The sequence below is a fragment of the Acinetobacter junii CIP 64.5 genome (assembly GCF_000368765.1).
Lineage (GTDB): Bacteria > Pseudomonadota > Gammaproteobacteria > Pseudomonadales > Moraxellaceae > Acinetobacter > Acinetobacter junii.
In genome coordinates this window covers 355,779-369,178 of the sequence record NZ_KB849655.1, presented here as the reverse complement: position 1 = coordinate 369,178, position 13,400 = coordinate 355,779, and the positions used below count along the sequence as shown (strand labels likewise).

Sequence of the window (13,400 nt, the reverse complement as noted above, 5' to 3'; positions counted from 1 at the left end):
AGATATGACTGTTAATAAAGATGAATATTGGATGCAGTTTGCCTACGAGCAGGCTGCAATCGCAGCATCACAAGGTGAAATACCTGTTGGCGCTGTAATCGTGAGTCAAGATAAAATCATTGGCTCAGGTTACAATGCACCTATCCAATTGTCTGATCCTACTGCACATGCAGAGATTCAAGCGCTGCGCTCAGCTTGCCGAGCTATTGAAAATTATCGATTACCAGATGATGCTGTTTTATATGTCACGCTTGAACCTTGTACCATGTGTGTTGGTGCGTTGATTCATGCAAGAATTCAAAAAGTAATTTTTGCAACGACTGAGCCAAAAGCTGGTTCTGTTGTTAGTGCTCGTCAATTGTTAGATAATGGCTATTACAACCATAAATTTGTATTTGAACAAGGTTGTTTACAACAACAATGTTCAGCTCAACTAAGTGATTTTTTTAAGCAAAGAAGAAAAGAAAAGAAGCAAGCCTATTTATCTAAAACGTCCTTAAATGATTAAACATGTCTTTTGAGTTGTGGCAAACTAAGCCGCGATGATTTTGGTCAAATTAAAAAAGGCAAAGCTATGCGTAATGCAATCACTGTAAAAAAAGAGTTTCATGCACCTCTTTCAGAAGTGTTTGATTTATTGTCAAAACACGCAACTTATAATAAAGCTTTTGCTCCATTACAAGTGGTACGAGTTAAAGATTCGGCTGATCCAAAACGTCTAGATGGAATTGGGTCGGTTCGTCGAATGGGATTTGGTCCTGTAAAACCATTGCAAGAAGAAATTACATTATTGGAAGAAAATAAACGTATTGAGTATAAGTTGATTAACAATCCACTTGTAAAGCATCATTTGGGTCAAATTGATTTCAAAGAAATTACACCTTACGTAACATTGGTAACTTACAAGATTGAATTTACAGCAAAAGCACCTTTTGTGAGTAAATTAATTCTTGCACAACTTAAAGCAGCAATTACACTAGGTTTCTCAAAACTAGCGAAATCAGTTGCTCCATAAAGAGAAGATAATGACAGTTCATATTATTACGATTGATGGTCCAAGCGGATCTGGAAAAGGTACGTTAGCTGCTAAGATTGCTGCACATTACCAATATAATTTATTGGATTCTGGTGCGTTATATCGTTTACTTGGACTGTCTTTGGCTCAAAAAAACTTATTAGAGCAACTTGAAACTAAGTTGGATGAATGTGTCGAAATTGCAACTTATTTAAATATCGAATTTAAATCAACAGAATCTTCCACGATTATTCTACTCGATGGTGCTGATGTGACGAATGTGATACGCACAGAGGAAGTGGGGGAATATGCTTCTAAAGTTGCAGCAATTCCAGCATTACGTAAAGCGTTATTTGATCGTCAAAGAGCTTTTATCCAGTCTCCAGGATTGGTTGCTGATGGTCGTGATATGGCAACTTCTATTTTTCCCGAAGCTCAGGCAAAAATTTATCTCACCGCATCAGCACAATCACGAGCGGAGCGACGTGTAAAACAGTTGCAGGGTATGGGGCTTGATGCTAAAATAAGCGACATTTTATCTAACATACAGGCTAGAGATAAGCGAGATATGGAGCGTACTGTTGCTCCACTCAAGCCGGCCGAAGATGCTTATATCGTTGATAGCTCTGAGATAGGTATCGATGAAGTATTTAAGCTCATGGTTGACTATATCGACAGTCGTATAAAATAGATATTGATTTAACTTTCAGTTGAAGCATTGCTTGATCAGATCTTTTGGACAATGTAACAACTTAACTTAACCGGCCTTGTCTGATCCAAGACCGCTGACTTTATCAGGTATATCATGACCGAATCTTTTGCAGCCCTCTTTGAAGAAAGTGAATTAAACCTCAACGTTGAAAAGGGTGCAGTCATCCAAGGTACTGTTGTTAGTATCGATTCTGACTGGGTTACTGTCGACACTGGCCTTAAATCTGAAGGCGTTGTTGATCGTGCTGAATTTTTAAATGAACAACGTGAACTTGAAGTTCAAGTTGGCGATACTGTTGACGTAGTTGTTGAAGCGCTTGACAACGGTATGGGTCAAACTGTTTTGTCACGTGAAAAAGCGAAACGTGCTGAAACTTGGACTAAACTTGAGAAAATCTTTGAAGACGGCGAAATCGTTACTGGTGTTATCTCTGGTAAGGTTAAAGGCGGTTTCACTGTTGACATCGGTCCTGTACGTGCATTCTTACCAGGTTCTTTAGTTGACACTCGTCCTATTCGTGACACAACTCACCTTGAAGGTAAAGAGTTAGAGTTCAAAGTAATCAAGCTTGATGCTAAACGTAACAACGTTGTTGTATCTCGTCGTGCTGTTATGGAAGCTGAATCTTCTGCTGACCGTGAAGCATTACTTGCTCAACTTGAAGAAGGTCAAACAGTTACTGGTACTATTAAGAACCTTACTGACTACGGTGCATTCGTTGATCTTGGTGGTATTGATGGTCTTCTTCATATCACAGATATGGCTTGGAAACGCATCAAACACCCTTCAGAAGTTGTTGAAGTTGGTCAAGAAGTTACAGTTAAAGTACTTAAATTTGACCGCGAGCGTAATCGTGTATCTTTAGGTCTTAAGCAATTAGGCGAAGATCCATGGTTAGCGATCATGAGCCGTTACCCTAAAGGTTCTATCGTTAAAGCGCGCGTTACTAACTTAACTGACTACGGTTGCTTTGCTGAAATCGCAGAAGGCGTTGAAGGTTTAGTACACGTTTCTGAAATGGACCACACAAACAAAAACATCCACCCATCTAAAGTAGTTCAGATTGGTGATGAAGTTGATGTTATGGTTCTTGAAGTTGACGAAGAACGTCGTCGTATTTCTTTAGGTATCAAACAAACTCGTGCTAACCCATGGGAAGAGTTTGCTAAATCTCATGAGAAAGGCGAAAAAGTTTCTGGTACGATCAAGTCTATTACTGACTTCGGTATCTTCATCGGTTTATCTGGTGGTATCGACGGTTTAGTTCACTTGTCTGATATTTCTTGGAACGAACAAGGTGAAGAAGCTATCCGTCGTTACAAGAAAGGTGACACAGTTGAAGCAGTTATCTTATCTGTAGATGCTGAAGGTAACCGTATCAGCCTTGGTATCAAGCAATTAAACAGCGATCCATTCAATGATTTCTTAGCTGCGAATGAACGTGGTGCTTTAGTTAAAGGTACTGTTACAGCTGTTGATGCTAAAGGTGCTACAGTTAAATTAGCTGATGACATCGAAGCAACTCTTAAAGCTTCTGAAATCAATCGTGACCGCGTTGAAGATGCAACTAAGTTCTTAGAAGTTGGTCAAGAAGTTGAAGCGAAGATCATCAACGTTGATCGTAAGTCTCGTTCTATCAACTTGTCTATCAAAGCGAAAGACGAAGCTGAAGAGAAAGAAGCTGTAAACAACGCTCGCCAAGCTGCTGCAACTCAAGCTGCAGAAAGCAATGGTCCTAAGACTATTGGTGACTTAATTAAAGCTCAAATGAAGTAATTTGTTAAAAAGTACATTTCTTGTAACAGAGATGTACTTTTTTATACAAAAATACTGTAAACGGTAGCGTAGTATTTATGTACTGCGCTACCGTTTTGTATTTAAACAGGTTATTATTAAAAACATTGAAAAGTAGCGATAATTAAAGAGGTCATCAATGACGACTGAAGCACTTAATAAATCTGATTTAATTGAACGGATTGCACTTAAAAACCCACACTTAGCTGAGCCTTTGGTTGAGGATGCAGTTAAGATCATGATTGATCAAATGATTGAAGCGCTCTCGAGTGGTGATCGTATTGAGATTCGTGGTTTTGGTAGCTTTGCATTACATCATCGTGAACCACGTCTAGGCCGTAATCCTAAAACTGGTAAGGCAGTTGATGTTGCAGCAAAAGCAGTACCACACTTCAAACCAGGTAAAGCTCTTCGTGATGCAGTAAACGAGTCAATTAAATAAAAAATAAATTAAATAAGTGAGGTGCCAATTATGCGCTATGTATTAATTGCATTACTTGTTGCTATATTTGGTTACGCATTAGCATTAGTTTTACAGAATCCAGCTGAATTGCAAGTAGATTTATTATTTACTCAAGTTCCAGCGATGCGATTAGGTTTATTGCTTTTGTTAACACTTGCTTTAGGTGTCGTGGTTGGATTATTACTGGGTGTACAAGTTTTCCGAGTTTTTCAAAATAGTTGGGAAATTAAGCGCTTGCGTAAAGATATTGATCATTTGAGAAAAGAACAGATTCAACTTGCTCAGCAAGCTGCAGCTGAAGCTGCTTCGAGTGTTCGGCATGAGAAAACTGTTTTAGATGTTCACGCCAATGATAAAACGACAACGTTTTAATATTTTTAATATTCGAAAGGCTATTTCATAAGTGAAATAGCCTTTTTGTATTTTTAGACGCTTTTAATTTTAAATCTTCAACCAAAGACCTATTCTTTTAATTTATTTTCTAGCTGATCCATAAATTTGGCAAAAGCATTAAAGCTTTTTTCAATCACGATAATCGATTTTAATTTTATATCTGTAGACGTTGGATAATCATCAAAAACATCTGTTCCAGCACCAATAGTATGCCCAGTCTAATGTGATAAATGTATTTCACTACAAAATTTTAGATTTAGATGTGTCTCTTTAGTTATCTCATTAAGAACATTGAATACAACATTTCCTGTAGCCTCCATCACTTCAATAGCAACATATCGAATAAAAGGACATTGATTTGAGGTTAGTGAAACTAACTCATACGATAATTTTCTACTAGGGGACATTTTATCTCCCCATAAATATTTTAATGTATCGCTCAATAATTGAGACTGATCTAAATTTAGTTTTTTTAGATCATATAGATACCAAGGCCAATGGTTTGCATCTTCCTTGCAATGTAGGTTTATTGCCTCTTCGTATTTATTCTGTGGGTTTGCATAAGGTAAGACATATTTATTAAGATCTGAAAAACTCATAATAAAGTGAGCTAAATCTGGTAAAAATTTTAACCTTTGATCAATTGTCAGATCTTCATTTTTAAGAATATGAAAGAAGTGATGATTGCTAAACTGTATTTTTTTGTGCTGTACTGTCGATTTGATAGCTTGCATTATTATTCCTTATTGTCGTTATTTTAGGATTAAAATATAACTTATTTTACCATTTGTTTTATTTTTAAATTGTAGCGGTTATGCACATACATCAAGCAAAGACCTGCTAATCATATTTTACACTTCTGCAAAAACCTATTTATAATAGCGCTTTTAACTGACTTGGAAGAAAAGCTCTTGAGTATCATTGTTGCATTAGATGCAAAAAGCCAATACGAAGCTATGACTATTGTTGAACAACTTGATCCAACACTTTGTCGAGTAAAAGTGGGCAAAGAGCTTTTCACGCATGAAGGTCCATCGATTGTAAAAAAATTACAAGATACAGGTTTTGAAGTTTTTCTCGATCTTAAGTTTCACGATATTCCAAATACGACAGCGCAAGCTGTTTGTGCTGCTGCTGATCTTGGAGTATGGATGGTAAATGTTCATGCTTCAGGTGGTCGCAAGATGATGGAAACTTGTGTAGAACGTCTTAAAGCAGGTCAGTACCAAACACAATTAATCGCTGTGACTGTTCTTACATCTATGGGTAGAGAAGATTTGTTTGATATCGGTTTAGATGTCGAACCTGTTGATCATGTAAAACGTCTAGCAAAGCTTACTAAAGATAGTGGTTTGGATGGAGTGGTTTGTTCAGCTCAAGAAGCTAAAATTCTTCGTGAAATGCTGGGTCAAGATTTTGCTTTAGTTACACCTGGTATTCGACCTGAAGGTACAAATGCAGATGATCAAAAACGAATCGTAACACCTAAGCAAGCGATGCTTGATGGATCTACTCATTTAGTAATTGGCCGCCCAATTACCAAGGCGGCTCAACCAACTGAAATGTTAAAATCTATTTTAGCTTCCATCTAATTCAATAAATTAGATTTTTAGATTCAGAAATAAGCTGATCAAGAGTGGAGCTAATAAAGATAATATTAGCCCGCTCATCATTGCATGCGGTACGTAATGAGTTCCGCATGATTGCTTGACCATAGCCAAAGTGACATCCATAGATGTTGCACCTGCACTCGATATCGCGGAACGAGGAAAACGCCAACCTAAGCAATACATTAATAAAATTGCAAAAATTTCACGGAATAAATCAGTGAGTAAGGCAATCCCTCCATACTTTGCAGAATGCAATTCAGTAAATAGAATGCTAGACATTGAATACCAGCCATAACCCTGTGATAAAGCTAAAACTTCATTTAACTTAAAGGCTTTAGGTAAAAGATAATAATTTAATATAGACGCCAAGCATGAACCTACAAATGCAGCAAATGGTACTAAGAGTATTTTCCAACTTAACCAACTACGATCAAACTGTGTATGTGCGAGTTCGATGCCGATTAAAAAGATAAAAACTAAAAGTAGATACCAGCTATTAAATGTAAACTGTATATTGCTATGGTTAATTATTAGCCCTAAAAGAATACCAATTCCTAATGCTAAAAAAGCTTTCGCTATATTTTTTAAGGCGTTAAAAAAAAGATTAAATGAAATTTTGCCTTGTACGCTTTGCCGATCAATAAGTTTATATGTAATTAAACAAATACCAAATGCGAAAATAGAGGTGGTAAAAGCTATTAAAAGTGCAGGAGGGAGGATTGTGGTCGGGTTGTCAATATGGTTGAGTGCTTGTGTCAATTCAAAAGCAACACTGACCAATAACACATATGAAAAATATGGAAGAATTTTAAAAATGAGATTGTTCAAATTTTTAGAAAGTCTTGGTGCAATAAAATAGCCTAAGCTAATTGCAATAAAAATTTGAAAAATTAAAATGACAGATTGCATAAAAAAAGCAGGTTACGAATAACCTGCTTATTATGAAGAATTATTGACTACGCTGCATTTGTTTTCGTAATTGCTGAGTTATTAAGGAAATTATAGTCAGCAACATTTACTTTGCGAGTCTCTAACCAATATTTCCAAGTGTACGTCGGCCATAATGAGAAATTCTTTCCATCAGCAGCTTGATACCAACTACTGCATCCGCCGGCTTGCCAAACAGTGCCTTTTAACTGCTCTTGTACGCGATCGTTAAATTGATCTTGAACAGCATGCTTAACTTCAACAGCTTGAGTTTTAGTGCTATCAACAGTTTGAATTAACTGTAAAATATAATTTACTTGTGACTCAATCATAAAAATTACAGAGTTGTGACCAAGGATCGTATTCGGACCTAATAATTGGAATAAATTAGGGAAATTCTTGGTTGCAATACCATAATAGCTTTCTGCACCATCTTTCCAAGCTTGTTTCAGCTCAATACCGTTACGACCAAAGCAATCAAAGTGTTTGAGATAGATACGTGGATCAGTAATAAATCCAGTACCATAAATCAGACAGTCGATTTGACGTTCTTTGCCATCTTTAGTCACGATTCCATTCGCTGTAATTTCTTGAACGCCATCAGTGACTAGTTCAACATTTTTACGATTGAATGTAGGGAAATATTTATTTGAGATTAGAATTCGCTTACAGCCCATTACGAAATCTGGAGTAAGTTTTTTAGCGAGTTCTTTATCTTTTACTTGGAAGCGGATAAAGGCTTCAGCAAGCTTTTGACCATATTTCATGATTTGTGGTTGTACAATTGGCACAACTCGTGACTCATTTGTCCAATACAAACGACTACGATGAATTTGACGATAGATATTTGATGCTTTGAATAAAGATTTGCTTAGTTGAGAGTATTTACGTTCATCACGTGGAATCACCCAAGCTGCTGTACGTTGGAACACATAAAGTTGTTTAACATCTTTTGCAATTTCAGGAATATACTGAATCGCACTTCCACCAGTACCAATTGAAGCTACAGATTTACCATTCAAATCATAATTGTGATCCCACTGAGAAGAGTGGAAAACTTTACCTTTGAAGTTTTCAATTCCTTTTAAATGTGGAATTTGTGGAACATGTAATGGGCCAGATGCGAAAATTACAAATTGAGCTTCAAGTGTAGGTTGGTCTTTAAATTTTAAAGTCCAAACATTACGATTTTCATCAAATGTAGCATTGGTAACTTCATGATTGAACTTACAATAGTCTCTTAGCTTGTATTGAGTTGTGATTTCTTGAATATAATCAAAAATCTCATCAGCCTCAGCATAACGCTTTGACCAATCTGTTTTAGGCGCAAACGATAGAGAATACATGTGTGATTGAACATCACAAGCTGCCCCTGGATATTGGTTCTCTCTCCATGTACCACCAACATCGTTGGTTTTTTCTAAGATTACAAAATCATTGATTTGGCTTTGTAATAATCGAATACTCATTGCTAAACCACCAAAACCTGCACCGATAATTGCAACTTTTGTTTTTTGAATGGCATCTTTGGCTTGATCACGCATAGTCCACGCCCTACACATCTAAATTTTGTGCAAGTTTAAAGGTTTTGGTGAGATTAAATATGATTGTACAGACGCAAAACTTGATCATTTCGGCAATACACTTATTTGTATATTTCGAGTAAAACATTAAAGTTTAGTGAATAGTAATTGGGATTATGAAGCGATCTATCCTCGGATTGATGTATTTAATTCAAGGCATGCGACATGTTGGGATAGATGTAGACGCACGTTTGGCAAATATGGGGATACATGCTGACGCTTTAGATCCAAGTACCATAATTCCAGACGAAATCGAATGGGATATCTTAAAACATATTAGCGAGGATATATATCCAGAACAAGGTCTCGAAATAGGTCAGCACTATGCATTAGCTGGTTACGGTCCTTTTTTGATGTTACTAGTCACCACTGAAAGCTTACATAAAGCACTTTTGAACGGTATACGTTTTCAGAAACTTACACATTTGTTTGGTTCACTACAGCTAAATATTACCGATAATAAAATTTATTTGTTTTACACTCCAATAGATTTGAATACTCATTTGGGGCAGTTGCGTGCTCAATGTGAGATTTCTGGTACATATAAATTCCTGCAAGATATTTTTAAAATGATGCGATTAGACATCCCTAAAATCCAGATTGAATTACCTTTTGAACATCCTAAAGATCTGCGATGGACTGAGGCTTACCAAGCTTATTATGGACATGATGTTAAGTTTGGATGTCATCAAGCGGCATTTATTATGCATGGCGTAGAAATTCTAGACATAAAAGTACCTTCAGCAGATGTATTAACTTATCGAATTTATGAGGAAAAGTGCTTACAAGATATCGAGAAATTCGAAAAAAGCTCTGATAGTATTTTAACAATCGTAGAGTACGTAGAAGGGTATCTTGAAATGCAAAATGGGGTAATTCCCACGATGTCAGAAACAGCATGCGCACTCAATATTCCTGAACGAACATTAAGGCATCAACTGCAACAACTACAAACCAGTTATAAAGAAATTAGAGAGCGCTTAATTAAACAAAAAGCCATTAAATATATCGAAAATAGTGCCTATTCGATCGAGCAGGTTGCAGAAATTTTGGGATATTCAGAGCCAGCAGCCTTTAACCATGCATTTAAACGTTGGTTTGGACGAAGTCCTCGACAATATCATCGAAAAAACTAAATGCTTAAAAATGGTACATTATGATGTTTAAACTCTATGATAATTAAGCCTAAAATCTAATGTCTTTGAACTCAATGTTCGATATAATTTTCACCAATTAAAATTGCAATAACGCCTTATGTTAAATTCTAAACCAGACTCACATAGCACTGCATATACACCAACATCGCCTGCTGAGCGCTATGCTCAAGCTCTTGAGTCAGGGCAATTTATGCCTGATGAAGCTCAAGCGCAGGCAGTGCAAGAGTTAGATCGAGTATGGAAAGAGTTACTCACTCGCTATAAAGCTTCAAAAAAAGCATTTCGACGTTTCCGCAGACAAACATACCCAAAAGGTGTTTATATGTGGGGAGGTGTTGGTCGTGGTAAGACATGGTTGATGGATCAATTCTATGAATCTGTGCCTTTCCGCCGCAAGATACGTCTGCATTTTCATCACTTTATGCAGCACGTGCATAAAGAGTTAAATAAACTTTCTGGTCAGCGCAATCCTTTGGATATGGTTGCAGATCAGATTTATAAAGATGCTGTTGTAATTTGTTTTGATGAGTTTTTTGTATCGAATGTTACGGATGCCATGATCCTGAGTGATTTGTTTCAAAAACTATTTGAACGTGGTATCACACTGGTTGCAACTTCAAACATTGCACCCGAAGGCTTATATAAAAATGGTATCCATCGTGACCGTTTCATGCCAACGATTGAATGTGTACAAAAAAATTGCACAGTATTAAATGTTGATGCAGGAATTGATTACAGACTACGTGTATTGAAGCAAGCTCAATTGTTTAAATATCCATTGAGTGCTGATGCTCAAGTATGGATGTTAGAGCGTTTCAATGCATTAACTCAGACTCAAGTGAAGTCAAACTCACCGATTATGATTAATAATCGTGTAGTTGAAACACTCGGGCATACAGAAGATGTTTTATGGTGTGAATTCTCAGAATTATGTTTTAAACCGAGAAGCCCCGCTGATTTTATTGAAATCGCAAATATCTACAACACTGTGTTAGTTAGTAATGTTCCACATTTAACAGATTTCCTTTCGGAAGGAACTCGTCGCTTTATTTATTTGGTCGATGAATTCTATGACAGAGGCGTTAAATTATTGATTAATTCAGAAGATTCGATTATTGAGTTATATGAAGGATCTAAATTAGCATTTGAAATTGAACGTACACGTTCCAGATTGTTAGAAATGCAATCAGATGCATATCTGCACTCTGAACATCGCCAAATTGATATGGCTAAAACTTCATAATTTATAAAGGCATTCTTCGGAATGCTTTTTTTTATATTTTGATACTGAGAAAGCTTTATTCTTGGTTGATTTTTGTTATAACTAAATGTGTTTTTAAGACTGTGAGATCATTACATCCTCATAGAATAAGTAAAATTTTAATTTAAAGTTTTGATTTACTAAATCTCGTAGTTGTCAATACTTCTAATTGAGAAAATGCTTACTATTTAGGAATGTGATATTACTATTCAGGCTAGTATAAATCAGTATACTAGGATTCTTGTTATAAAAAGTTAGCACCATCAGGAAAGACAATGACTGTACGTATTCAAAAAGGCAAGCTAGCGATTGCTAAAGAACTTTACGATTTCATCGAAAATGAAGCTTTACCAGGTTCTGGTTTAGATAGTGAAACTTACTGGAAAAATTTCGAGCAAGTCGTTGTCGATCTTAGCCCTAAGAACAAAGCATTATTAGCGAAGCGTGAAGAGCTACAAGCTAAAATTGATGAATGGCACCGCAATAATAAATTTGAGTTAAATGCTTATAAGGCATTCTTAACTGAAATTGGTTATCTTGTTCCTGAAGTTGAAGACTTCAAAGTTACAACTGAAAATGTTGATGAAGAAATCGCATTATTAGCTGGTCCACAGCTTGTTGTACCTGTACGTAATGCACGTTATTGCTTAAATGCTGCAAATGCACGTTGGGGTTCATTATACGATGCACTTTATGGTACTGATGTAATTTCTGAAGAAAACGGCGCTGAAAAAGGCAAGGGTTATAACCCTGTTCGTGGCGACAAAGTTATTGCTTTTGCTAAAGATTTCTTAAATCAAACTTTCCCATTGGCACAAGGTTCACATGCTGATGCGACTAAATACGCAATCGAACATAACCGTTTAGTTGTTACGTTGAAAGATGGTTCTACTACTTCTTTAGCTCATGAGTCACAATTCGTTGGCTTTAATGGTGAAGCAGAAAACCCTACAGAGGTTGTTTTATTAAACAATGGCTTGCATGTAATTATCGATATCGATGCGAATAGCCCAATTGGTAAAACTGATGCAGCAGGCGTTAAAGATTTAACACTTGAAGCAGCAATTACAACTATTCAAGATTTGGAAGATTCTGTAGCAGCTGTAGATGCTGAAGAAAAAGTAGAAGGCTACCGTAACTGGTTAGGCTTAATGAAGGGTGATTTACAAGAATCAATCGAGAAGAACGGTAAAACAGTTACTCGTGCTCTTAATAAAGATCGTACTGTTAAAAACTTGATCGGTGGAACGACAACTTTACATGGTCGTTCATTGATGCTTCTTCGTAACGTTGGTCACTTGATGACAAACCCAGCCATCCTTGTTGAAGGTGAAGAAGTGTTTGAAGGTATTATGGATGCATTAGTTACTCCATTACTTACAATTTCAGATATTCGTGGCGAAAACGAAAATAAGAACTCTCGTAAAGGTTCTATGTATATCGTTAAGCCAAAAATGCATGGCCCAGAAGAAGTTGCATTCGCAGTTGAATTGTTTGAGCGTGCGGAACAGGCACTTGGCTTACCTGCGAAAACACTCAAAATCGGTATCATGGATGAAGAACGTCGTACTTCAGTTAATTTGAAAAACTGTATTGCTGCTGCAAAAGACCGTACGATTTTCATTAACACTGGTTTTATGGATCGTACGGGTGATGAAATCCATACCTCTATGGAAGCAGCGCCAATGGTCCGTAAAGAAGCTATTAAAGCTCAGAAATGGATTGCTGCTTACGAAAATCGTAACGTTGCGATTGGTTTGGCATGTGGCCTACAAGGTAAGGCACAAATTGGTAAAGGCATGTGGCCAAAACCAGACAGCATGAAAGATATGTTGGCGACTAAAACTGCACATCCAAATGCAGGTGCATCTTGTGCATGGGTTCCATCTCCAACAGGTGCGGTACTTCATGCATTGCATTACCATCAAATCAACGTGAAAGCACGTCAGGATGAGTTGGCTAATGAAGATATGTTGTCTCTGGATGACTTGTTAACACCTCCTTTTGCTCCAGAAACCAACTGGACTGCTGAAGAAATTAACAACGAACTTGAAAATAACTGTCAAGGTATTCTGGGTTATGTCGTTCGTTGGGTTGACCTAGGCGTAGGTTGTTCTAAAGTTCCAGACATCAACAACGTTGGTTTAATGGAAGATCGTGCAACTTTACGTATTTCTTCTCAACATGTTGCAAACTGGTTACGTCACGGTATCGTAACGCGTGAACAAGTTGAAGAGGTATTGAAACGTATGGCTGTAATTGTAGATCAACAAAATGCGAATGATCCACTTTATACGCCAATGGCACCAAACTTTGATGGTATCGCTTTCCAAGCAGCCTCTGATTTAATTTTCAAAGGCGCTGAGCAACCATCGGGTTATACAGAGCCATTGTTACATGCTGCACGTTTAAAACTTAAAGGTTATACAGGTGATTAATTTCATCTAAAATAAAAGCCTCTTCGGAGGCTTTTATTATTTTGAAG

The 13,400-nt window shown here is 36.8% G+C and carries 13 protein-coding genes; 10 read left to right on the top strand and 3 right to left on the bottom strand.

The features are described from left to right. The first annotated feature begins 4 nt into the window (after positions 1 to 4). From tadA to F948_RS07455, 6 genes are all read left to right on the top strand, one after another. Complete coding sequence (gene tadA, locus F948_RS07480) at positions 5 to 508, top strand: tRNA adenosine(34) deaminase TadA (protein WP_004962178.1); 504 nt, start codon at positions 5 to 7, stop codon at positions 506 to 508. Positions 509 to 574: 66 nt separating this feature from the next. Then, on the top strand, positions 575 to 1,015 hold the full coding sequence (locus F948_RS07475; protein ID WP_004962173.1) for an SRPBCC family protein: 441 nt from the start codon (positions 575 to 577) through the stop codon (positions 1,013 to 1,015). A 10-nt stretch (positions 1,016 to 1,025) separates the two neighbouring features. Further along, positions 1,026 to 1,706 (top strand): (d)CMP kinase, encoded by a 681-nt coding sequence (cmk, locus tag F948_RS07470; RefSeq protein ID WP_004962168.1) that lies wholly within the window; start codon positions 1,026 to 1,028, stop codon positions 1,704 to 1,706. 114 nt (positions 1,707 to 1,820) lie between these two features. Next, a complete protein-coding gene (gene rpsA, locus F948_RS07465) occupies positions 1,821 to 3,503 on the top strand; it encodes a 30S ribosomal protein S1 (protein WP_004954100.1) in 1,683 nt (560 codons plus the stop codon). A 157-nt stretch (positions 3,504 to 3,660) separates the two neighbouring features. After that, positions 3,661 to 3,963 carry an integration host factor subunit beta gene (locus tag F948_RS07460; RefSeq protein WP_004911476.1) on the top strand — a complete coding sequence of 101 codons (303 nt, stop codon included), beginning with the start codon at positions 3,661 to 3,663 and terminating at the stop codon, positions 3,961 to 3,963. Positions 3,964 to 3,993: 30 nt separating this feature from the next. After that, positions 3,994 to 4,356, top strand: coding sequence for a lipopolysaccharide assembly protein LapA domain-containing protein (locus F948_RS07455; RefSeq protein WP_004911472.1), 363 nt, complete (start codon positions 3,994 to 3,996; stop codon positions 4,354 to 4,356). A gap of 239 nt (positions 4,357 to 4,595) precedes the next feature. On the opposite strand, the gene F948_RS07450 is transcribed toward F948_RS07455, so the two are convergent. Beyond that, complete coding sequence (locus F948_RS07450) at positions 4,596 to 5,111, bottom strand: hypothetical protein (protein WP_004962164.1); 516 nt, start codon at positions 5,109 to 5,111, stop codon at positions 4,596 to 4,598. A 162-nt stretch (positions 5,112 to 5,273) separates the two neighbouring features. Here F948_RS07450 and pyrF point away from each other — a divergent pair, with 162 nt between their 5' ends. Then, positions 5,274 to 5,969 (top strand): orotidine-5'-phosphate decarboxylase, encoded by a 696-nt coding sequence (gene pyrF / locus F948_RS07445; RefSeq protein WP_026057424.1) that lies wholly within the window; start codon positions 5,274 to 5,276, stop codon positions 5,967 to 5,969. Positions 5,970 to 5,978: 9 nt separating this feature from the next. On the opposite strand, the gene F948_RS07440 is transcribed toward pyrF, so the two are convergent. Together F948_RS07440 and F948_RS07435 are read right to left on the bottom strand one after the other, a co-directional pair. Next, positions 5,979 to 6,896, bottom strand: coding sequence for a LysO family transporter (locus F948_RS07440; RefSeq protein WP_004962159.1), 918 nt, complete (start codon positions 6,894 to 6,896; stop codon positions 5,979 to 5,981). Between the two features lie 47 nt (positions 6,897 to 6,943). Beyond that, positions 6,944 to 8,458, bottom strand: a complete 1,515-nt coding sequence (locus tag F948_RS07435; protein WP_004962156.1) for a flavin-containing monooxygenase — start codon at positions 8,456 to 8,458, stop codon at positions 6,944 to 6,946. Between the two features lie 155 nt (positions 8,459 to 8,613). Here F948_RS07435 and F948_RS07430 point away from each other — a divergent pair, with 155 nt between their 5' ends. From F948_RS07430 to F948_RS07420, 3 genes are all read left to right on the top strand, one after another. Further along, positions 8,614 to 9,633 carry an AraC family transcriptional regulator gene (locus tag F948_RS07430; protein ID WP_004962153.1) on the top strand — a complete coding sequence of 340 codons (1,020 nt, stop codon included), beginning with the start codon at positions 8,614 to 8,616 and terminating at the stop codon, positions 9,631 to 9,633. A 118-nt stretch (positions 9,634 to 9,751) separates the two neighbouring features. Further along, a complete protein-coding gene (zapE, locus tag F948_RS07425) occupies positions 9,752 to 10,897 on the top strand; it encodes a cell division protein ZapE (protein ID WP_004911455.1) in 1,146 nt (381 codons plus the stop codon). A gap of 293 nt (positions 10,898 to 11,190) precedes the next feature. Beyond that, positions 11,191 to 13,353, top strand: coding sequence for a malate synthase G (locus tag F948_RS07420; RefSeq protein WP_004911452.1), 2,163 nt, complete (start codon positions 11,191 to 11,193; stop codon positions 13,351 to 13,353). Positions 13,354 to 13,400: the final 47 nt, after the last annotated feature.

Bases quoted from the DNA above. Each gene is read 5' to 3' on its own strand.
- F948_RS07450 (WP_004962164.1), bottom strand. From the start codon at position 5,111: ATGCAAGCTATCAAATCGACAGTACAGCACAAAAAAATACAGTTTAGC.
- F948_RS07460 (WP_004911476.1), top strand. From the start codon at position 3,661: ATGACGACTGAAGCACTTAATAAATCTGATTTAATTGAACGGATTGCA.
- cmk (WP_004962168.1), top strand. From the start codon at position 1,026: ATGACAGTTCATATTATTACGATTGATGGTCCAAGCGGATCTGGAAAA.
- rpsA (WP_004954100.1), top strand. From the start codon at position 1,821: ATGACCGAATCTTTTGCAGCCCTCTTTGAAGAAAGTGAATTAAACCTC.
- F948_RS07475 (WP_004962173.1), top strand. From the start codon at position 575: ATGCGTAATGCAATCACTGTAAAAAAAGAGTTTCATGCACCTCTTTCA.
- F948_RS07430 (WP_004962153.1), top strand. From the start codon at position 8,614: ATGAAGCGATCTATCCTCGGATTGATGTATTTAATTCAAGGCATGCGA.
- F948_RS07440 (WP_004962159.1), bottom strand. From the start codon at position 6,896: ATGCAATCTGTCATTTTAATTTTTCAAATTTTTATTGCAATTAGCTTA.
- F948_RS07455 (WP_004911472.1), top strand. From the start codon at position 3,994: ATGCGCTATGTATTAATTGCATTACTTGTTGCTATATTTGGTTACGCA.
- F948_RS07435 (WP_004962156.1), bottom strand. From the start codon at position 8,458: ATGCGTGATCAAGCCAAAGATGCCATTCAAAAAACAAAAGTTGCAATT.
- tadA (WP_004962178.1), top strand. From the start codon at position 5: ATGACTGTTAATAAAGATGAATATTGGATGCAGTTTGCCTACGAGCAG.
- zapE (WP_004911455.1), top strand. From the start codon at position 9,752: ATGTTAAATTCTAAACCAGACTCACATAGCACTGCATATACACCAACA.
- F948_RS07420 (WP_004911452.1), top strand. From the start codon at position 11,191: ATGACTGTACGTATTCAAAAAGGCAAGCTAGCGATTGCTAAAGAACTT.